Origin of the sequence: Herbidospora mongoliensis (assembly GCF_001570545.1) — a bacterium.
Taxonomy (GTDB): domain Bacteria; phylum Actinomycetota; class Actinomycetes; order Streptosporangiales; family Streptosporangiaceae; genus Herbidospora; species Herbidospora mongoliensis.
The window spans coordinates 211,588-230,004 of the sequence record NZ_BBXD01000013.1 but is presented as its reverse complement, the minus strand read 5'-3'; the positions used below and the strand labels follow the sequence as shown (position 1 = coordinate 230,004).

The 18,417-nt window shown below is 70.3% G+C and carries 22 protein-coding genes; 10 read left to right on the top strand and 12 right to left on the bottom strand.

Annotation, left to right across the window (positions count from 1 at the left end; genetic code table 11):
* Window positions 1-43 precede the first annotated feature (43 nt).
* Entirely contained in the window at window positions 44-1,228 is a 1,185-nt protein-coding gene (locus AW272_RS18135; RefSeq protein WP_066366396.1) for an amidohydrolase family protein, read from the top strand.
* Here the strand turns inward: AW272_RS18135 and AW272_RS18130 are convergent.
* Together AW272_RS18130 and AW272_RS18125 are read right to left on the bottom strand one after the other, a co-directional pair.
* The gene (locus AW272_RS18130) at window positions 1,161-1,577 is read right to left on the bottom strand and encodes a hypothetical protein (RefSeq protein WP_157518619.1); all 417 of its coding nucleotides are present in this window, start codon (window positions 1,575-1,577) and stop codon (window positions 1,161-1,163) included. The genes AW272_RS18135 and AW272_RS18130 overlap by 68 nt on opposite strands.
* A complete protein-coding gene (locus AW272_RS18125) occupies window positions 1,492-3,189 on the bottom strand; it encodes a CopD family protein (RefSeq protein WP_157518618.1) in 1,698 nt (565 codons plus the stop codon). Before AW272_RS18125 ends, AW272_RS18130 begins: the two co-directional genes overlap by 86 nt.
* 95 nt (window positions 3,190-3,284) lie before the next feature.
* Between AW272_RS18125 and AW272_RS18120 the strand changes: the two genes are divergently transcribed.
* Window positions 3,285-3,560 carry a hypothetical protein gene (locus tag AW272_RS18120; protein WP_066366390.1) on the top strand — a complete coding sequence of 92 codons (276 nt, stop codon included), beginning with the start codon at window positions 3,285-3,287 and terminating at the stop codon, window positions 3,558-3,560.
* Window positions 3,557-3,883, top strand: a complete 327-nt coding sequence (locus tag AW272_RS18115) for a hypothetical protein (protein ID WP_066366387.1) — start codon at window positions 3,557-3,559, stop codon at window positions 3,881-3,883. Before AW272_RS18120 ends, AW272_RS18115 begins: the two co-directional genes overlap by 4 nt.
* 42 nt (window positions 3,884-3,925) lie before the next feature.
* Here AW272_RS18115 and mmuM read toward each other — a convergent pair whose 3' ends face one another.
* From mmuM to AW272_RS18100, 3 genes are read right to left on the bottom strand one after another with little or no spacing between them, the layout of a single operon-like run.
* Window positions 3,926-4,738 (bottom strand): homocysteine S-methyltransferase, encoded by an 813-nt coding sequence (mmuM, locus tag AW272_RS18110; RefSeq protein ID WP_066366385.1) that lies wholly within the window; start codon window positions 4,736-4,738, stop codon window positions 3,926-3,928.
* Entirely contained in the window at window positions 4,735-5,538 is an 804-nt protein-coding gene (locus AW272_RS18105) for a GNAT family N-acetyltransferase (protein WP_066366383.1), read from the bottom strand. The genes mmuM and AW272_RS18105 overlap by 4 nt, the downstream gene beginning before the upstream one ends.
* Entirely contained in the window at window positions 5,535-5,990 is a 456-nt protein-coding gene (locus AW272_RS18100; RefSeq protein ID WP_066366382.1) for a GNAT family N-acetyltransferase, read from the bottom strand. The genes AW272_RS18105 and AW272_RS18100 overlap by 4 nt, the downstream gene beginning before the upstream one ends.
* Window positions 5,991-6,013: 23 nt before the next feature.
* On the opposite strand from AW272_RS18100, the gene AW272_RS18095 reads away from it, so the two are divergent.
* Window positions 6,014-6,745: a GNAT family N-acetyltransferase gene (locus tag AW272_RS18095; protein ID WP_066366380.1), complete on the top strand. Its 732-nt coding sequence runs from the start codon at window positions 6,014-6,016 to the stop codon at window positions 6,743-6,745.
* Here AW272_RS18095 and AW272_RS18090 read toward each other — a convergent pair.
* Window positions 6,717-7,829: an alpha/beta hydrolase gene (locus AW272_RS18090; protein ID WP_066366379.1), complete on the bottom strand. Its 1,113-nt coding sequence runs from the start codon at window positions 7,827-7,829 to the stop codon at window positions 6,717-6,719. The genes AW272_RS18095 and AW272_RS18090 overlap by 29 nt on opposite strands.
* A gap of 35 nt (window positions 7,830-7,864) precedes the next feature.
* Between AW272_RS18090 and AW272_RS18085 the strand changes: the two genes are divergently transcribed.
* From AW272_RS18085 to AW272_RS18070, 4 genes are all read left to right on the top strand, one after another.
* A complete protein-coding gene (locus tag AW272_RS18085; protein WP_066366378.1) occupies window positions 7,865-8,431 on the top strand; it encodes a class I SAM-dependent methyltransferase in 567 nt (188 codons plus the stop codon).
* Window positions 8,432-8,580: 149 nt separating this feature from the next.
* Window positions 8,581-9,360: a molybdate ABC transporter substrate-binding protein gene (gene modA / locus AW272_RS18080; protein ID WP_066366846.1), complete on the top strand. Its 780-nt coding sequence runs from the start codon at window positions 8,581-8,583 to the stop codon at window positions 9,358-9,360.
* Window positions 9,361-9,413: 53 nt separating this feature from the next.
* Window positions 9,414-10,151, top strand: a complete 738-nt coding sequence (locus tag AW272_RS18075; RefSeq protein ID WP_083958452.1) for an ABC transporter permease — start codon at window positions 9,414-9,416, stop codon at window positions 10,149-10,151.
* Window positions 10,148-11,179, top strand: coding sequence for an ABC transporter ATP-binding protein (locus AW272_RS18070; RefSeq protein WP_066366843.1), 1,032 nt, complete (start codon window positions 10,148-10,150; stop codon window positions 11,177-11,179). Before AW272_RS18075 ends, AW272_RS18070 begins: the two co-directional genes overlap by 4 nt.
* Before the next feature lie 5 nt (window positions 11,180-11,184).
* Here AW272_RS18070 and AW272_RS18065 read toward each other — a convergent pair whose 3' ends face one another.
* From AW272_RS18065 to AW272_RS18050, 4 genes are all read right to left on the bottom strand, one after another.
* The gene (locus tag AW272_RS18065; RefSeq protein WP_245657611.1) at window positions 11,185-12,336 is read right to left on the bottom strand and encodes a UDP-N-acetylglucosamine--N-acetylmuramyl-(pentapeptide) pyrophosphoryl-undecaprenol N-acetylglucosamine transferase; all 1,152 of its coding nucleotides are present in this window, start codon (window positions 12,334-12,336) and stop codon (window positions 11,185-11,187) included.
* Window positions 12,337-12,365: 29 nt separating this feature from the next.
* The gene (locus AW272_RS42115) at window positions 12,366-12,629 is read right to left on the bottom strand and encodes a hypothetical protein (protein WP_066366376.1); all 264 of its coding nucleotides are present in this window, start codon (window positions 12,627-12,629) and stop codon (window positions 12,366-12,368) included.
* A 104-nt stretch (window positions 12,630-12,733) separates the two neighbouring features.
* On the bottom strand, window positions 12,734-13,621 hold the full coding sequence (locus AW272_RS18055; protein ID WP_066366373.1) for a sporulation protein: 888 nt from the start codon (window positions 13,619-13,621) through the stop codon (window positions 12,734-12,736).
* A gap of 45 nt (window positions 13,622-13,666) precedes the next feature.
* A complete protein-coding gene (locus AW272_RS18050) occupies window positions 13,667-14,467 on the bottom strand; it encodes an ion transporter (RefSeq protein ID WP_066366371.1) in 801 nt (266 codons plus the stop codon).
* Window positions 14,468-14,589: 122 nt separating this feature from the next.
* On the opposite strand from AW272_RS18050, the gene AW272_RS18045 reads away from it, so the two are divergent.
* The gene (locus AW272_RS18045) at window positions 14,590-15,222 is read left to right on the top strand and encodes a LysE family translocator (protein WP_066366370.1); all 633 of its coding nucleotides are present in this window, start codon (window positions 14,590-14,592) and stop codon (window positions 15,220-15,222) included.
* On the opposite strand, the gene AW272_RS18040 is transcribed toward AW272_RS18045, so the two are convergent.
* Window positions 15,219-15,962 carry an oxidoreductase gene (locus tag AW272_RS18040; protein ID WP_066366367.1) on the bottom strand — a complete coding sequence of 248 codons (744 nt, stop codon included), beginning with the start codon at window positions 15,960-15,962 and terminating at the stop codon, window positions 15,219-15,221. The two genes, AW272_RS18045 and AW272_RS18040, sit on opposite strands and share 4 nt — an antisense overlap.
* A gap of 8 nt (window positions 15,963-15,970) precedes the next feature.
* Window positions 15,971-16,690 carry an SDR family NAD(P)-dependent oxidoreductase gene (locus AW272_RS18035; RefSeq protein WP_218010939.1) on the bottom strand — a complete coding sequence of 240 codons (720 nt, stop codon included), beginning with the start codon at window positions 16,688-16,690 and terminating at the stop codon, window positions 15,971-15,973.
* 85 nt (window positions 16,691-16,775) lie between these two features.
* On the opposite strand from AW272_RS18035, the gene AW272_RS18030 reads away from it, so the two are divergent.
* Window positions 16,776-18,386: an ABC-F family ATP-binding cassette domain-containing protein gene (locus AW272_RS18030; protein ID WP_066366363.1), complete on the top strand. Its 1,611-nt coding sequence runs from the start codon at window positions 16,776-16,778 to the stop codon at window positions 18,384-18,386.
* Window positions 18,387-18,417: the final 31 nt, after the last annotated feature.

The following is an 18,417-nucleotide window of genomic DNA, read 5'->3' as shown; positions in this document are numbered from 1 at the left end:
GCCTGATAGCTTTCCAAAAAGCTTTCTAGAAAGGGAAATCTCCATGCGCACGCTCATCACCAACGCCACCCTGCTCGACACCGACCCGGAACCCCGCACGGTCGAAGGCGATCTGCTCATCGAGGACGGGCGGATAGCCGCCATCGGCGGCGACCTCGCGGCGGATCACGTCATCGACGCCCAGGGGATGATCGTCATGCCGGGACTCGTCGACACCCACCGCCATGTCTGGCAGAGCGTGCTCCGGGCGCTGACGCCCGACTCCTCTCTCGGTGAATACCTCGATCTGATCCTCGGCACGCTCGCGCCCGCCTTCACCGAAGACGACGTGAACGCGGCCAACCACTGGGGCGCGCTCGACGCCCTCGACGCCGGTGTCACGACCGTGTACGACTGGTCGCACATCCCCCATCCGGAGGCGGCGCTCGACGGGCTTCGCCAAGCGGGCGTCCGGGCCGTGTTCGCGCATCCCGACCGGGACGCGCTGCCCCGCCTGAGACCCTCGGGGAGGATCACACCGGCGCTGGCCGCGATAGGGCCGGTCTACGGTCCGGTCGAGGAGGCCGTCGCCGACTTCAGGGCGGCGCGGGAGATGGGCGTGCACATCAGTCTTCATGCCACGGGTGTGGGCGCCGTCGAGATCCTGCACGAACGCGGGCTGCTCGGGCCTGATGTGATGTTCGTGCACGGCAACGGCTTCACCGGCGACGCGGTGAAGATGATGGCCGATGCCGGTGCCACCGCCTCGGTCGCACCCGCCGTGGAGAGGCAGATGGGGCACGGCGAACCGCACACCGTGAAGTTCCGGGCGCACGGGATCCCGACCGGCCTCGGGGTCGACACCGTCGTCACGGTGCCCGGCGACCTGTTCTCGGTCATGCGGGCCGCGCTGCCGGGGACTCCGGCCGCCGACGTCCTCAGGATGGCGACCATCGAAGGCGCCCGGGCCATCGGGCTCGACCGGGAGATCGGCTCGCTCACGCCCGGCAAGCAGGCCGATCTCATCATGATCTCTACGGATTCGCCCGGCATGGCGCCGGTGATCGATCCCGTCGCCGCCGTCGTCGCGTCGGCGACCAGGGGCGACGTCCACACCGTCTTCGTCGCTGGCCGCGTCGTCGGCACCACGTCGGCCAAGGCCCGTGACGGGGCCGAGCGGGCTAGCCGGAATGTCCTCCGTGCTCTGCCACCTCGACGTGTCCGCCAAGGCGCGGGATCAGGCCGTTGAGCTCCTTCTCCGGGCCGACCACGACCCAGCGGGTGCCGACCAGGTAGGTCCCGCCGTACGCCTGGGCGCCCTTCAGCCAGTCGGTCTGGTTCTGGTCGCCCTTGAAGGTCAGCACGACCGAGCGGTACGACGGCGCGGAGCACATCGCCTGGCGCATGTCCGGCTGCTTGCCCTGGATCTCGGGGGTGCAGCCGATGACGCCGGTGATCTCCTCCAGCGTGTGGGTCGGGGCCGCGGCGTGGTGGCCGGTGGCCTGGGACTCATCACCCCCGATGGTCCACCAGATCACGGGGATCGCCGCCAGCGCGAGGATCGGTAGCGTCCAGCGTCTGGTCACGACTAGAGACATGACCGTCCTCCTTCTTCGGTGAGAGCCGCGCCGTCGCCACCGCGACGGCCGCGATTGCGGCATAGACCAGGGCGCCGAGCCACTGGTCGCCGGTGGGCAGCCAGGTGATGTCACCGAGCTGCGAATACCAGCCCATGCCCTGGGCCGGGCCGAACAGCAGATAGAGGGCGACCAGCGTCTGGGTCCCGGCCATCAAGGCCCAGAGCCCGGAACAGATGGTCGTGTACGCCGCCACGGCGAGCCCCAGCAGCACGACCAGCCGGACCGCCAGGACAGACTGCGAGAGTTCGAACAGAGGCGTGGTGAACAGCGCCAGGTAAGGCACCGTCGCGGTGACGAGGCCCAGCCACGCCGGGGGCCTCCAGGGCCGCCAGGCCATGGCCAGCATCGCCGGGACCAGCGCGCCGACGATCGCCCACTGGATGAGCTGGAAGGAGACCATCGCGCGGGCGTAGGTGCCCAGGCCGCCCACGGTCGCGAAGGCGAACAGGGCCAGGCCCGCCGCCCACATGACCGGCCGCTGCCGGTCCGACCAGCGGAAGTAGGCCGCGCAGGCGAGCGCGACGGCCAGCAGCAGGATCGGGTCGGGCCGCCACTCCGTGACGAACCGTCCGGGGGCCAGGATCGGCAGGTAGAAGCCGAGCACGCCGTGGGCCGGCGAGCTGCCGGGCGGCGGCGGGGTGCGCGACAGCGCGACGGCCAGGCCCATCGTGGCGGCCATCAGGACGAGCTCGCCGGCCGCCAGCTTCAGGAACGGGACCTTGCTGGTGGTGAGGGCCGCGATGGTGCGGGTCCGGTGGCGCCAGCCGAACCACCCCAGTGCGCCCACCGCGGCCAGCTTGAGGAGCACGAGGATCCCGTACTCGGACGACCAGAGGTACTCCAGCCGGCCGAGCCGGACCCAGGCGTTCAGCAGGCCCGACAACGCGACCGCGACGTAGCACCACAGGGCCAGCGAGCTGAACCGCTCGACGGCCCTGACCGGGGCCGTGCGCATGAACGCGATCAGCCCGAACAGCCCGCCGACCCACAGGGTGACCCCGGCGAGGTGGACGAGCAGGCTCGACACCGCGAAGTCGTGGTCGACGGCCGAGGCCGAATGTCCCGCGTAGGCGGGCGGCAGCACCGCGAGCACGGCCGCCACGAGCAGCACCCACGGCCTGTCCCGCAGGACGAAGCTGAGCAGGGTGATGGCGAGCGTCAGGACGTACACGATCAGGAAGGACAGCCCCTGCGGGACGTACAGGACGAAGGTCGAGAGCATCCCCGACCGCAGCGCCTCCAGCACCGGCGAGCCGACGAAGTCCGACAGAGTCAGCAGTACGGTCCCCGCCGCGCTCCCCGCCCACGCCAGCGCCCACCGGGGGACCGCGCGGGCCAGGATGTCCCGGTCCTTGAGGAGCACGGCGGCGAGCAGCGAGCCGACCGTGCCGACCGCGCAGAGGTCGTGGACGAGCCGCATGATCGGCAGGCCCCACGTGGTGAAGGCCCCCGGCGACGGGAGCCCTCTGATGGCGGGCAGGTCACGCGGCCCGCCGAACAGCTGAACGAGCACGAGAGCCGCCAGCCCCGCGGCCAGGGCCAGCGCGCACACGACTACGGGACGCCTCACGCACGGAGATACGCCGCGCGGGCCGGTCGGGTTCGGCCAACGAAAAGGTAACAATGTGCCCGGCTCAGTGCCGGAGGGTCCGTATTCCTCTCCGCGTGTTCATTGAGCTGCGCTTTTCCGCCCCGCACAGTGGACACATGGTGACCTCATATCGCGAAGTCGTCGACCGCATCTACAGCCTGGCCCGGTTACATGCGCTGTCGGTCAGATGGCGCGAAACGACCTCGGGTAGTCGCCTACTCTTGCTCTACGACGGAACCGAGGTGGTCGTGGGGCGCTCGATAGTGCCGATACGAAACATCACCAGAGCGGCCCTTGACGACGTCGAACACGACCTGGAGCACGTCTTCGGAAGGGGCTGGTTGCGGTGACCACCGCCGTCCACCGGCTGACCGTCAGGGTCAGCAGGGAACGCGCACTCGACCGTGACCTCGAGGTCTGGTACGCCCGCCCGGTGGACGCCCCGATCCGCTCGGGTGTGTCGGCGCAGACCCTGACCGAACTCCGTGAGGCCGTGAACGGGGTCAAGCACTTCATCCTGGACGTCTCGTCCGACACCCCGGTCGAGGTCGACTACCAATACGACCTCCCGGGCGTCTCACCCGAGGTCTGGCAGGCGCACCGCGAGCTGCTCGCCCACCTCGACAAAGCGGGCCTGTCCCCGGCCGACCGAGCGGAACTGCTCGCGGGTTGATCCCACGCGTCACCGTTGTTTCACGTGGAACCGGCTTCGCCGTTACCCGATCTGACGCCTGATCGCGGTGATCTGCTCCGGTGTCGTCCGGCAGCAGCCGCCCACATGCGTCGCGCCCGCCCAGTCGGCGACGGGGAAGTTGTTGCCCACGCCCTCCCACGTCCGGCTTCGGGCGTTCCAGGTCTCGCCCGAGTTCGGGTAGACCACCCGCGCGCCCAGGGCGATCAGGTTGGCGATGTAGGCCGGGTTAGTGCAGTTGGCCCCCACCGGGACGTCGACCAGCGCGGCGGCTTCGGCATAGGGGGTTCCGTCGCTGATGGTGTGGTCGTCGCGGCAGGAGAAGCTGATCCAGCCGTCGGCGCCGGTCTCGTGGAAGAGCCGCAGCAGGGCCCTGGCCTCCGGCAGGGAGGGGATCGTCTCGGCCACGACCAGGTCGGCGCCCGCCCCCGCCAGCAGGTGGAAGCGGTCGCGGTGCCAGGCGTAGAGCTCGTCTTCGGTCAGGCCGCCGTATTCGCCGGTGTACTCCTGGCCGTCGGCCAAATAGGCCCCGTAGGGCCCGACGCTGGCCGCGACCAGGCCGGCGCCGTGCTCGTCGCGGGCCTGAAGTGCCAGTTCGACCGACGAAGCGATCAGGGAAGCGGCCTCGGCGGCCGAAGCGCCCCGCTGGGTGAAGCCCTCGATCGTCGCCTGGTAGCTGGCCGTCGTCGCGACGTCGGCGCCCGCCGTGAAGAAGTCGAGGTGGGCCTTCCTGATCACGCCCGGGTCGTCCGAGAGGAGCCGCGCCGACCACAGGTCGTCGCTCAGGTCGCAGCCGAGGGTCTCCAGGTGGGTCGCCAGGCCGCCGTCGAGGATCATGCCAGCGCCTGCATGACCGGCGCGTAGGTGCGGGAGAGGTCGGTGGTCATCGGCTTGCCGTATTCCATGAGCGTCGTGCTGAAGGAGAGGGGCAGGCCGTGGTCACGGGCCCACTGTGCGGCGGCGGGGAGGAAGGCCTCGACCCGGATCGGGCCGGTCACGTCGGCGGCCAGGTCGGAGAGCAGGTCGCGGGCGTCGGCGTCGGAGGCCGCGACGATCGGGCCGAGCACGGTCACGTGGCCGTTGTGCCAGGCGCCGCCGAAGCCGCCCTCGGTCACCCGGAAGCTCTCGGAGAACTCCGGCAGCCGGGCGAACAGTGCGCTGCGGGGAGCGCCGTAGACCTCTTCGTCGAGCTTGGTGACCGCGGCGAGGTCACTGAGTTTCTCGGTACGTCCGGACGCCGCCACCCCGACCGGGTCTCCGGCGTAGACGTCACAGGTGCCGGTCGGGCGGAAGCCGAGGCGTTCGTACAGCGGGCGGCCGTAAGGCGTGGCGGTCAGGGCGGCCGTCTCGGTTCCGGCGACGTCGAGGGCGTGGCGCATCAGGCGGGTGCCGAGGCCCTGGCGTTCGTAGCGGCCGGCCACCAGCATCATGCTGATCGCGGTCACCCGGGTGCCGAACCGGACCAGGGCCACCGTCGCGGCCAGGCCGTTTCCGTCGGGAGCCTCGATGCCGTGGACCTCGCCGATGTCGTACAGGAGACGGCATTTCTCTCGTTCCGGGGACCACGAGCGGTCGACCGCGAGGGCGAGGAAGTCGTCGAGGCGGTCGGCGCCGAGCCGGTGGATCGAAAGCGTCATTCATCAATCAATCGGTCGAAGTGGACACGGTCCGCACCTGGGCCATCGTAGTCGGCGATCGGTTCGCTCACGTGGAAGCCCATCGCGGTGTGGAAGGCGATCGACTTCGTGTTGCGTGGCGAGGTGATCGCGGCCACGCGGGTGCGGCCGGCCGAGTGGACCAGGGTGAAGAACCGGCGGTAGAGCTCGCGGCCGATGCCGCTGCGCCGGAAGGTGGGGGAGACCCCCACGTAGTGGATGTACGCGAGGTCGTGCTGCCCCTGGGAGAGGAAGCCGACGAGGAAGGCCACGAGGTGGCCGTGGGCGTACACGACGAAACTGGTGTTGTGGAAGTGGTCGAGGAACAGGCGCGTCAGCCCGCCCTGGACCGGCCAGCCCCACCACTCGTCGACGACCGCCTTGATGGCGTCGTAGTCGGCGGGCTTCGCCGGGCGAACCTCTATGTCGGGCACGACCGAAGCCTATTCTGGGCCGCATGCGACAGATCAGGGCCAATGACCTTGGTATAGCGGCGATCAGCTTCGTCGAAGGGGTCCGCGACGGACGTCCGTGGGCCGACTACCTCCAAGTGATCGGCCCCGGCGCCGTGGAGGTCATCCTGACGCAGCTCCAGGGCTGGGCGGTCTCCACCGACGTCGGCCTGGGGCAGGAACTGATCGCGCGCGGCGCCCGCAGGCTCCGGCACGCCCACTCCATGTACGCCGACCTCACGGACCTCCCCTCCGCCCCCAGCGCCCCGCCGGAGGGGGTGCGGTTCACCCCGGTCGACCGGTCACCGGACGACATCTATCCGGCCATGAGCCTGGCCTACCCGCCCGGCCACCCCGACCATCCCGACGAGCCCCGCGACCGCGACGAGGTCATGGCGACCGATCTGATCCCGCTCCTCGACGGCACCCTGGTCGGGCCGCTGATGCCGTGCAGCGCGCTGGCCGTGAACGACCAGGGCGCGGTCGTCGCGGGGGTGTTCGTGAACGACTTCAAGACCGTCCCGTGGGTGACCGAGGTGTTCCGCCATCCGGAGCTGTCGGTGCCGGGGACCGGGGGGAGGCTGCTGCGGCACGTCCAGCTCCAGGCCGCCGCCGCGGGCGTCACCCGGTTGGGGCTGGCCGTCACCGACGGGAACCCGGCACAGCGGGTCTATTCGCGGCTCGGCTTCACGGTGACCCACACCTCGTTCACCGTGGTGATCGGAGAAACTCCGTGACGGCCTTCTCGTAGTCGTCCGGGTCGACGTTCCACGAGCCGGTGTGGCCGCCGCCCTTGGTCTCCACCAGCGTGGTGATGTCGGGCCTCCTCGCGTCGAACGCCTGGGCCCGGTCGACCGGGACCGTCGCGTCGTCGTGGTCGACGAAGATCAGAATGGGCAGGTCGAACTCGGCGGCGTGCTCGACGTGGTCGAGGTCGTCGAAGCTCAGGCCGGTCCGCGCCGAGATCACCCACTGGCCGACGGTGGTGAGCAGGCCGGGAACGCCCATCTGCCGGGCGCCCTGCGCGATCGGCGACCGCCAGTCGAGGACCGGGCTGTCGAGGATCAGCGCGGTGATACCCGCGTCGGGGAGCCGTCTGGCCGCCACCGCGGCGATGCCGCCGCCCATCGACCAGCCGTAGAGGACGAACTTCCGCGCTCCCTGGGTCCGCGCGTAGTCCATGGCCGCCCGGACGTCCTCCCACTCGGTGTCGCCGAGGTGGAACCGGCCGTCGGGGCTCGCCGGGGCGCCCTCGTCATTCCGGTACGAGATCGCGAGCACCGGATGGCCCAGGTCGTGCAGCGTGGGGAGGATGCGCAGCGCTTCGCCGGCGCGGGCGTTGCGGCCGTGGATCGCGATCACCCACGTGTCGGACGAGCCCTCGGTCTGCCAGGCCGGGAAGGTGCCCAGCGGCGACTTCACCCCGACGTCCTTGTACGGGACGCCGACCGACTTCGGGGTGCCGTCGCTCCACATCCACCGGTCGAGGTAGGCGAACACGCCCGGCTTGAGGTCGCCGGAGATGACCTTGTCGAGCGTGCGGGTGACCGTGCCGGCTCCGACGGAGATCGTCTCCCCGAGCACGGCGTTGCCGCCGGCCCAGGTCAGGCCGTACGACCCCGGTGCGCCGGTGTCGACGCCGCCTTTCAGGGTGACCCGGCCGTCGCCGACGGCGGTGACCTCCAGCGGGTAGGCGGAGGCGTGGACGGGATCGATGACGAGCCCCGAGTAGTAGTACCCGGCGGCACCCAGGGCGAGCGCCACGACGACGACCGTGCCGGTCGCGCCGAGCACCACGCGGCGTCGCCAATTTGTCCGCATGGGTGCAATTTATACGTGGGCCTAGCATCGCTGACATGGAAAAGGACGAGACCAGAGCCTTCTTCGCGGCCCGCGCCGCGACCTGGGATTCCAAGTTCCCCGACGACGGCCCGGTGTTCGCGGCGGCCGTGGCGCGGCTGGAACTGGAGCCGGGCTCGGTCGCTCTGGACGCGGGCTGCGGCACGGGCAGGGCGCTGCCGCTGCTGCGCGCATTCACCGACCGCGTCGTGGGTGTCGATCTGACGCCGGAGATGGCGTCCGTCGCCCGCGAGCGCGGCCAGGTGCTGATCGGCGATGCCGCCGAGTTGCCGTTCGCGGACGCGACCATCGGCGGCATCCTGGCCGCCGGGCTCATCGGCCACCTGGGCGACCCTCGGGGGACGCTGCTGGAGTTCGCCCGGGTCGCTCAGACGGGGGCCAGGCTCGCCCTGTTCCACCCGGTCGGCCGAGCCGTGCTGGCCGCTCGACATGGACGTGAACTCTCGCCGGACGACATCCGCGCCGAGGACCACATCAAGCCCCTGCTGCGGGCTGCCGGTTGGGAACCCGTCCATTTCCATGACGGCGATGACCACTACTTGGCGGTGGCGCGCCTCGCGTGAGGGCTCTCGCTGGGTGCGGTGGGAGCTTTCCTGTCTCGCAGAAGCGAGGGTATTGCTCGATTAGTTCGGTGATTGCGATGGGTTCGCCATCGTACGGTTAGCAGGTGCGGCGTATCTTGGAGCCTTCCGACTGTTAGGAGTGCTCGGTGCTGAAGCGTCTGTCCCTGATCGCCGCCGTCGCGTCCGTGTTCGCGCTGGGGGCCTGTGGGTCGTCGTCAACGGACGGCGCGGCCCCGACCTCCGCCGCCGCCCCTGCGGAGAGCGCGCTGACGGTGTTCGCTGCGGCGTCCCTGACCGAGACCTTCACCGAACTCGGGAAGCAGTTCGAGGCCGCCCACCCGGGCAGCAAGGTGACCTTCAACTTCGGTTCGAGTGCCACGCTGGCCCAGCAGATCACCCAGGCCGCCCCGGCTGACGTGTTCGCGGCGGCCTCGCCTGCGACAATGAAGACCGTGAGCGATGCGGAGCTGGCCGGGACGCCGACGGTGTTCGTGCGCAACAAGCTCCAGATCGCGGTCCCGCCGGACAATCCCGCCAAGGTCGAGAGCCTGAAGGACCTGACCGATCCCCAGGTCAAGGTCGCCCTCTGCGCCGAGCAGGTGCCCTGCGGCGCCGCCGCGGTCAAGGCGCTCGACGCGGCCGGGCTCAAGGTCACCCCGGTCACGCTGGAGCAGGACGTCAAGGCCACCCTCACCAAGGTCGAACTCGGCGAGGTCGACGCCGCCCTCGTCTACCAGACCGACGTCATCGCCTCCGCCGGGAAGGTCACCGGCATCGCGTTCCCCGAGGCGGACCAGGCGATCAACGACTATCCGATCGCGACGCTGAAGGGCGCTCCCGCGCCGACGCCGGCCCAGCAGTTCGTCGATCTCGTCCTGTCCCAGCAGGGCAAGGACGTCCTGACGAAGGCCGGTTTCGAAGCCCCGTGAAACTGAGCAGGGGGCGCGTTCCCTGGCTGCTGGTCGTCCCAGCCGTCGTGGGGATGGCGTTCCTTGTCCTGCCGCTGGCGGGGCTGCTCATCCGGGCGCCGTGGTCGACGCTGCCGCAGCGGCTCTCCGAACCCCAGGTTCTGGAGGCGCTGCGGTTGTCGCTGGTCACGGCGTCGATCGCGACGGTGGTCTGCCTGGTTCTCGGGGTGCCGCTGGCCTGGCTGCTGGCCCGCACCGACTTTCCCGGGCGGCGTCTCCTGCGGGCGCTGGTGACGGTTCCGCTGGTGCTGCCGCCGGTGGTGGGTGGTGTGGCGCTGCTCCTGGTTCTGGGGCGGCGCGGGCTGGTCGGGCAGTGGCTGGAGTCGGCGTTCGGGTTCTCGCTGCCGTTCACGACGGCCGGGGTGGTCGTCGCCGAGGCGTTCGTGGCGATGCCGTTCCTGGTCATCGCGGTGGAGGGCGCTCTGCGGGCCGCCGACCTCCGCTATGAGGAGGCCGCCGCGACGTTGGGGGCCTCGCGGTTCACGGTGTTCCGGCGGGTGACGCTGCCGCTGGTCGCGCCGGGCGTGCTGGCCGGGGCGGTGCTCTGCTGGGCTCGGGCCCTGGGGGAGTTCGGCGCGACGATCACGTTCGCCGGGAACTTCCCCGGGCGGACCCAGACGATGCCGCTGGCCGTCTATCTGGCGCTGGAGACCGAGCCGGAGGCGGCGATCGTGCTCAGCCTGGTGCTGCTGGCGGTGTCGGTGGTCATCCTGGTCGGGCTGCGTGACCGGTGGCTGGGGGCGGCGGCATGACGTTGAGCGCGCGCATCGTCGTCCAGCGGCCGTCGTTCCGCCTCGATCTCGACCTGACGGTCGGGCGGGGCGAGGTCGTCACGCTGCTGGGCCCCAACGGGGCCGGGAAGACGACCGCCCTGCGCGCCCTGGCCGGGCTGACCCCGCTGACCGAGGGGTGGATCGACCTCGACGGCGACCGCATCGAACGCCGGCCGGCCGAACGGCGGCCCATCGGCGTCGTGTTCCAGGACTACCTGCTGTTCCCGCACCTGTCGGCGCTCGACAACGTGGCCTTCGGTCCCCGCTGCCATGGTGCGTCCAAAGCCGAGGCCCGTCTCAAGGCGCGGGAACTGCTCGACCGCATGGGCCTGTCGGAGTTCTCCTCTGTACGCCCCCGGCGCCTCTCCGGCGGACAGGCCCAACGTGTCGCGCTGGCCCGAGCCCTCGCGGTGGAGCCGCGCCTGCTGCTTCTCGACGAGCCGCTGGCGGCCCTCGACGCGCACACCCGGCTGGAGATCCGCTCCGAGCTCCGCCGCCGCCTGACGGGGTTCGACGGCGCGACCGTGCTGGTCACCCACGATCCGCTCGACGCGATGGTCCTGGCCGACCGGCTCGTGGTCATCGAGAACGGGACGGTGGTCCAGGAGGGATCGCCTGCCGAGATCGCGCGCCGGCCGCGCACCGACTACGTGGCGCGGCTCGTCGGCCTCAACCTCTACCGGGGCGAGGGAGACGGAGACCGGGTGCGGGTCGGCGACCTGGCCTTCACGACCGAGGAACATGTGACCGGCCCGGCGTTCGTGGCCTTTCCCCCGCGCGCCGTCGCCCTCTACCGCGCCCGCCCGGACGGCAGCCCCCGCAACCTGTGGGAGGGCCGGATCGACGGCATAGAACGACATGGCGACAACATCCGCGTCCACATCGACGGCCCGGTCGCGGTCGCCGCCGACGTGACTCCGGCGGCCGTGGCCGAGCTCGACCTCACTCCGGGGCGGGAGATCTGGGTAGCGGTCAAAGCCACCGAGACGCACGCCTATCCGGCGTGACGGTTTTATCGGGCGGCCGACAGGACGGCGTCGGTCAGGCGTTCGGCGGCGTCGGGGCGGCCGTGGCCTCGGGCCTGGGTGGCGAGGGCCACGCGGCGGGCGGGTTCGGCCAGAAGCGGGGCGATGGCCGCGCGCAGCCCTTCGGCGGTGACCTCGCCGAGCATCGCGACCGCCGCGCCCGCCTGGTGCAGGTGGGTGGCGTTGTGCGCCTGCTCGTTCCCGGCCGAGGTGGCCAGCGGGATCAGTACGGCCGCCTTGCCCAGGGCGGTGACCTCGGCGATGGTGCCCGCGCCGCTGCGGGAGATCACCACGTCGGCCAGGGCGAGCACGTCGGGCAGTTCGGCGCCGACGAACCCCTGCACCCGGTAGCGGGCAGCCAACTCCGGCGGCAGCGCCTGGGCCGCCGCGGTGACCTGCGGCTCCTCCGCCGGGCCGCACTGGTGGATGACGTTCGCGCGCTCCAGCAGCCACGGCAGGATGGCCGTGACGAGCTGGTTGATCTGCCGGGAGCCCTGCGCGCCGCCGGTCACGTACACGGTCGGCAGGGCGAGGTCGAAGCCGTCGACCGGGGCGCGGTCGGCCCGTCCGGTCAGCACTTCGGCGCGGACCGGGTTGCCGGTCACCACGGCCCGTTTGCGCGCGGCGGCCGACAGCAGCTCCAGCGACGCCTCGGCCGTCACCGCGACGCGGGCCGCCCCGCGCGCGAGCACCCGGTTGGCCAGCCCGAGCCGGACCGTCTGCTCGTGGATGACCAACGGCACCCGGCACACCCGCGCGGCCACGCCGACCGGGACGGCGACGTAACCGCCGGTGCCCAGGACCACGTCAGGACGGAACCGGCGGACGATCGAGCGGGCCTGGAACACCCCGAGCGGCACCCGGAACATGTCCCGGACGTTCTCCGCCGACAGCATCCCGAGCACGCTCCGGGCCCGGCGGACCTTCCCGGTCGCCACCGAGGCGAACGCGATCCCCTCCGCCGTCGCCACCCGTTCCTCCAGGCTGCCGGCCGCCCCGACCCACAGCACCTCCAGCCCGCGCGCGCCCATCCGGGCCCGCAGCGCCCGGACGGTGGTCAGCGCGGGGAAGGTGTGCCCGCCGGTACCGCCGCCGGAGACAATCAGCCGGAAAGGGGCGTCGTCGCTCTCGAAGATCACGGTCACGGACGATAGCAGCGCACCGGCCGTCAGCCGTTCCAGAGCTGATCGTCGGACCGGATCCTGATCCGGGTGATCCCACTGATCTGGCGTCCCCCGCACAGATCTCCCGGGACGACCAGATGCGGGTCGGCCAGCGGACATCCGTCCTTGGAGGTCCCGAGAAGGGCCGCGATCCCGGCGAACTCGGGGTCGATCTCGCCCCCGAGGATCGAGATCAGGAACCGCAGCCGGTCCTTCCGCGCGGCCGGATTGAACGCCGGCTGCGCGGCCGTGGCGACCGCGAGGAGCAACGGTGTCCTGCCTCGCACATGCGAACGGCGGTCACCGGGTGGGCGACCGCCGTCTGTGCCTGTCGTCATCGTCACCGGGACCTGGTTCAGATCCCGGTACGTGATCACTCCTCTTCGAAGACGTCCTCGAAGACCTCTTCCACGACCTCGCCCAGGATCAGGCCGCCGACGACGCCCGCCGCCGCGCCCGCGACGACGCCGCCCATTCCCACGCCACCGTGATGGTCGTCGTCGTGGCGCCCGTAGTGGCCCCCGCCGTGACCGCCGTGGTGGCCGCCGTAGGAGCGTTGGGACAGCCAGTTGCCGAAGACCGAGGCCCAGTCGGTGCGGACGGCCTCGTCATGCGTGGTCGGGAAGCGGCCGATCGCGTCGTGGCCGCCCTCGATCACGACCTCCAGGTGGTGGGCGTCGGAGATGAAGGTCACCTCGATCTCGCCGTACTGGTGGGAGGTGAACTCGATCTCCTGGTAGAACGGCAGCGTCTGGCGGGAGCCGCCGATGTGACCGGCCTCCAGGTCGGCGGAGCGGAAGTGGAAGCCCAGCCGCGACAGCGCCTCCAGCACGTAACGCTGCGAGGGCAGCGGCGTCACCTCGACCATGTCCAGGTCGCCCTTGTCGACGGCCTTGGCGATGGCCAGCTCGGTGCGCACACCGATCGCCATGCCACGCATGCCCTCACTGATGGGCGTCTCCCACGGCACCGGGAGCTGGAACGGGATGGTCCGGTCTTCGCCCTTCCTGAGCGTGAACGGCCCGGAGACCGGGGCGCCGAAGAACTCGCGCAGCCCGCTGCTCTCGCCTTCGCTGTGCTCGATCTCGACCCGTGCGACGAGGGTCAGGGTGATGTGCTCGATCTCCGCGTCGACCTCGCCACCCTTGATCCGGACCTCGCCGGAAAGGGCGCCTCCGGGCTGAGTGCGGGGGTTGTGCAGGACGGTGTCCACTGAGGGGGCGCCGACGCCGAATGCGCTCAGCATCCGTTTGAAGACCACGTTTTCTCCTGTCGAGTTGGCCGTTTCCGCCGCACCCCAGAACGCTCAGCGCCGGCGTACGGTTCCACGTTCAAGAAGAAGATCGAGTTTGGCATGGAGCGAGGCGACCTCCTCACGGAGTTCGACCAACTCGGCCTGGGCCAGCTCCTCCGACGGCGAGGGTTCGGCGTCGTTCATGGCGTTGACCACAACCGCGATGAAAAGATTAAGTGCGACGAAAGTCGAGATCAGGATGTACGAGATGAAGAACACCCACGCCCACGGCTTGTGCGCCATGACCTCTTTGGCAACCGTCCCCCAGTCGTCCCCGGTCATGATCTGGAACAGCGTGAACAGCGAGTCGGGCAGCTCGTCGAACCGCGCGGGCACGACCTCACCGAACAGGGTGGTCGCTATCACCGCCGACACATAGATCATCAGCACCAGCAGCCCGATGATCGAGGCCATCCCCGGCACCGCCGTGAGCAGCGCCCCCACCACCCGCTTCATGCTGGGCACGGCCGACACCAGCCGCAGCGCCCGCAGGATCCGCAACGACCGCAACACCGAGGCGGGTCCCGCGTGGGGGATGAGCGAGGCCACGACGATGATCGTGTCGAACCAGTTCCATGGATCGGCGAAGAACGATCGGCGGTAGGCGTAGAGCCGGGCGAGGATCTCCGCCCCGAAGATGGCCAGCGCGATGTGGTCGATGGTGACGAGCAGTCCACCGGCATGGGCCATCAGGGTGGCACTGGTCTCGCAGCCGATGGTGATCGCGTTGACGACGATGACGACTATCAGGGCACGCTGGACGTCGGGGCGTTCGAGGAACCGGCGAACACGTTCATGTCGGGCTAATTCCACCCGAAGATCATCCCACTGGGAGAGTGGCCGAACCCCCGCCGGGAGGGCGATCACTCGTCGTCGGAGCCTTGATCGCCACCCGGGATCTGCGCATTCGTCGCGTCATCCGTCATCATGACCCCATGGACGCCCACCTCCTGGCGGCTTTCGCGGTCGCGACGCTCCTGCTCAGCCTCGCCCCCGGGCCCGACCTGCTGTTCATCATCACCAACGGCGTCGCCGCCGGGCGCCGGGCGGGCCTTCTCGCCGCCCTCGGAATGTCCACCGGACTGGCGGTCCACACCGTGGCCGCCGCCTTCGGGCTCGGATATCTGATCACCAAGGCCCCCGAGGCGCTCACCGTCGTCAGGATCGCGGGTGCGGCGGTGCTGCTGTACCTGGCGTACACGACCTGGAAGGGCAGCCGCGACCCGCTTGAGGCACAGGAGGTCCCGAGGCGGTCGCTGCGCCGGACCTATGTGATGGCCACGCTCACCAACCTGGCCAACCCGAAGATCATCCTGTTCTACCTGGCCTTCGTCCCCCAGTTCGTCACCAGGGGCGAGCACGCCTGGCCGGTCACGATCCAGATGCTCCTGCTCGGCCTGACCTTCATCGTGGTCGGCCTCATGGTCGACGGCACGGCCGGCCTGCTGTCCGGCCACCTGTCGGAGCGCATCGCCCGCCGCCCCGGCTTCCGCACGTGGATGGAGCGCATCTCGGCCGGAGTCTTCGCGGCGTTGGCGGCCCGGCTCGTCCAGGAGTCGACCCGTTAGAGCGACCGGGCCCCGCCGTCGACGAAGTAGTTGGCCCCCGTCATCCACCGTCCCCGGTCCGACGCGAGCATCGCGACCAGTTCCGCCACCTCCGACGGCTCACCCAATCGCCCCAGCGGGACCGCCGAGGCCTCCGGCGGGTTGCCGAGAGCCTCCCGCACCCGGTCGGCCCCGGGTGTGTGCACCGGTCCGGGAGTCACGATCGTCACCCTGATGCCCTGGGGCGCGAGCTCCTGCGCCAGTGATCGCGTATAGGTGTTCAGCGCCGCCTTGGCCGCCCGATAGTGCGCCATCGGCCCCGGTGACGCGCCGAGACCGGCTGAGGACACGTTCACGATCGCGGCGGAATCGGATCGCCGCAGTGCGGGCATCAGGGCGGCCGTCATCCGTACCGCCGACAGGAAGTTGATGTCGATCGAGTCCTGCCAGGCCTCGTCGGGCATCTCGGCCGCGCCTTCGGGGTGGACCTCCATCGAGCCGGCGTTGTTGACCAGGATGTCGCAGCCGCCGAGCACCCCCAGCGCCTCCCCGGCCGTCGATTCGACGCCGTCGGACGAAGCCAGGTCGCCGTTGACGAACGTCGCGTCGTCCGGTGTCTCGGGCGCGCGATGGCGGGCGGTCACCACGACCTGCGCGCCCCCGTCGATCAGGCGCCGGGCGACGGCGGCGCCGATGCCCTGGGAGCCTCCGGTCACCACGGCCCGGCGGCCGAGGAACTCCTTGGTCAGATCCGGCAGCATGACATCTCCTACAGTGCTGTGCCGCCGCCGTCGACCGGCACGACTGCCCCGGTCATGTACGAGGCCTTGTCGGAGGCCAGGAACGCCACCACGTCGGCGACCTCCCGGGTGGTCGCGGCCCGGTTCAGCATCGTGGCCTCGTTGAACTCCTTGGCCTTCTCCGGCGTCATCGAGTGGAACATCGCGGTCTCGACCGGGCCGGGCGCGACCGCGTTGACCCGGACGCCCCGGTCGGCGAACTCGGCCGCCCACGTGCGGGTGAGCTCGCTGAGCGCGGCCTTGGTGGCGGAGTAGACGGACATGAGCGGCACGGCCACCGAGGCGGCCACGCTGGAGACGTTCACGATCGCGCCGCGTCCGCGCTCCAGCATGCCGGGGGCCACCGCCTGGGTGAGGAAGTAGGGCGCCCTGATGTTGAGCGCGAAGGTCTTGTCGAAGACGCCGGCGTCCTGGCCGACGGTCGCGGACACCGGGGCCATCCCGGCGTTGTTGACGAGCACGTCGACGTCGCCCGCCTCGGCGGCGAGATCGTGGAGCGCGTCGAGGCTGGACAGGTCGGCCGGGATGAAGCGGGCCGAACCGCCGTTCTGGACGATCTCGTCGACCACCATCGCGCCCTTGCTGGCGTCGCGGCCGGAGACGATCACGTCGTCGCCCTGGGCCCCGAACACGCGGGCGCTCTCGGCGCCGATGCCGTCGGTCGAGCCGGTAATCAGTACAGATCTCATATGAGACATAACCGACAAATCGGTCAGTCAAGTTCCGGTGGGATAACTGTTGGCACCCGATCTCCCGTCTCAATACCCTCGATCCATGGCCCACGTCGAGATCGCCCATATCACCCATGTCCTCCCCGATGGGCGGCCACTGCTCAACGACGTCTCCTTCCGCGTCGGCGAAGGCGTCAAGGCGGCGCTCGTGGGTCCCAACGGCGCGGGGAAGACCACGCTCATGCGCCTGATCGCCGGTGACATCCAGGCGGTCGACGGCTCGGTCGCCAGTTCCGGCGGCCTCGGGGTGATGCGCCAGTTCATCGGCAGCATCCGCGACGAGCGGACCGTCCACGACCTGCTCGTCTCGGTCGCCCCGGCGCGGGTCAGGGAGGCCGCCGCCCATCTGGCCAAGATCGAGCTCCTGATGATGGAGCGCGACGACGAGAAGACCCAGATGCGCTACGCCCAGGCGATCACCGACTACACCGACGCGGGCGGCTACGACATCGAGGTCCTCTGGGACACCTGCACGATGGCGGCTCTGGGGATCTCGTACGACGGCTGTAAATACCGCGAGGTCAACACGCTCAGCGGTGGTGAGCAGAAGCGGCTGGTCCTGGAGGCGCTGCTGCGCGGGCCCGACCAGGTCCTCCTTCTCGACGAGCCCGACAACTATCTCGACGTACCGGGCAAGCTCTGGCTCGAACAGGCCCTCAGGGAGACCCAGAAGACCGTCCTGCTGGTCTCGCACGACCGTCAGCTCCTCGCCAACGCCGCCGACCGCATCGTCACCGTCGAGGGCGGCAACGTCTGGATCCACGGCGGGGGCTTCGGCACCTACGCCCAGGCCCGCCGCGACCGCAACGAGCGCCTCGACGAGCTGCGCCGCCGCTGGGACGAGGAGCACGCCAAGATCAAGCGCCTGGTCGTCATGCTCAAGCAGAAGGCCGCCTACAACGACGGCATGGCCGCCCCCTACAACGCCGCGTTGACCCGGCTGCGCCGGTTCGAGGAGGCCGGCCCGCCCGAGGTGTCGGCGAGGGAGCAGCAGATCACCATGCGCCTGCGCGGCGGCCGTACCGGCAAGCGGGCCGTCATCTGTGAGGGCCTGGAGCTGACCGGCCTGATGAAGCCCTTCGACCTGGAGGTCTGGTACGGCGAAAGGGTCGCCATCCTCGGCTCGAACGGCTCCGGGAAGTCCCACTTCCTCCGGCTGCTGAACGGCGGCGACGTGAACCACACCGGAGTCGCGCGGCTGGGCGCGCGGGTGGTCCCCGGGCACTTCGCCCAGACCCACTCTCATCCCGAGCTGATGAAGCGCACCCCGGTCGACATCGTGATGAACGAGCACGCCCGGCTCAAGAACGAGGCCATGAAGGCCCTGTCCCGCTACGAGCTGGCCGGGACCATCGCCGAGCAGCGCTTCGAGACCCTGTCGGGCGGTCAGCAGGCCCGGTTCCAGATCCTGCTGCTCGAACTGTCGGGCACCACGCTGCTGCTGCTTGACGAGCCGACCGACAACCTCGACCTGGCCAGCGCCGAGGCGCTCCAGGAGGGTCTGGAGGCCTTCGAGGGCACGGTTCTGGCCGTCACGCACGACCGCTGGTTCGCCGACGACTTCGATCGCTACCTGGTCTTCGGCGCCGATGGGAAGGTCTACGAATCGTCAGAGCCCGTCTGGGACGAGGGGCGGGTCGTCCGCGCGCGTTAAAGATTGGGTCCGCGGTTGGCGGGTCGAGGTG

What these genes read in the sequence shown, in the direction of transcription:
- AW272_RS18135 (WP_066366396.1), top strand. Translation starts at nt 44, where the DNA reads ATGCGCACGCTCATCACCAACGCCACCCTGCTCGACACCGACCCGGAA.
- AW272_RS18130 (WP_157518619.1), bottom strand. Translation starts at nt 1,577, where the DNA reads ATGTCTCTAGTCGTGACCAGACGCTGGACGCTACCGATCCTCGCGCTG.
- mmuM (WP_066366385.1), bottom strand. Translation starts at nt 4,738, where the DNA reads ATGATCCTCGACGGCGGCCTGGCGACCCACCTGGAGACCCTCGGCTGC.
- AW272_RS18105 (WP_066366383.1), bottom strand. Translation starts at nt 5,538, where the DNA reads ATGACGCTTTCGATCCACCGGCTCGGCGCCGACCGCCTCGACGACTTC.
- AW272_RS18095 (WP_066366380.1), top strand. Translation starts at nt 6,014, where the DNA reads ATGCGACAGATCAGGGCCAATGACCTTGGTATAGCGGCGATCAGCTTC.
- AW272_RS18090 (WP_066366379.1), bottom strand. Translation starts at nt 7,829, where the DNA reads ATGCGGACAAATTGGCGACGCCGCGTGGTGCTCGGCGCGACCGGCACG.
- AW272_RS18085 (WP_066366378.1), top strand. Translation starts at nt 7,865, where the DNA reads ATGGAAAAGGACGAGACCAGAGCCTTCTTCGCGGCCCGCGCCGCGACC.
- AW272_RS18075 (WP_083958452.1), top strand. Translation starts at nt 9,414, where the DNA reads ATGGCGTTCCTTGTCCTGCCGCTGGCGGGGCTGCTCATCCGGGCGCCG.
- AW272_RS18070 (WP_066366843.1), top strand. Translation starts at nt 10,148, where the DNA reads ATGACGTTGAGCGCGCGCATCGTCGTCCAGCGGCCGTCGTTCCGCCTC.
- AW272_RS18045 (WP_066366370.1), top strand. Translation starts at nt 14,590, where the DNA reads ATGGACGCCCACCTCCTGGCGGCTTTCGCGGTCGCGACGCTCCTGCTC.
- AW272_RS18040 (WP_066366367.1), bottom strand. Translation starts at nt 15,962, where the DNA reads ATGCTGCCGGATCTGACCAAGGAGTTCCTCGGCCGCCGGGCCGTGGTG.
- AW272_RS18035 (WP_218010939.1), bottom strand. Translation starts at nt 16,690, where the DNA reads ATGAGATCTGTACTGATTACCGGCTCGACCGACGGCATCGGCGCCGAG.
- AW272_RS18030 (WP_066366363.1), top strand. Translation starts at nt 16,776, where the DNA reads ATGGCCCACGTCGAGATCGCCCATATCACCCATGTCCTCCCCGATGGG.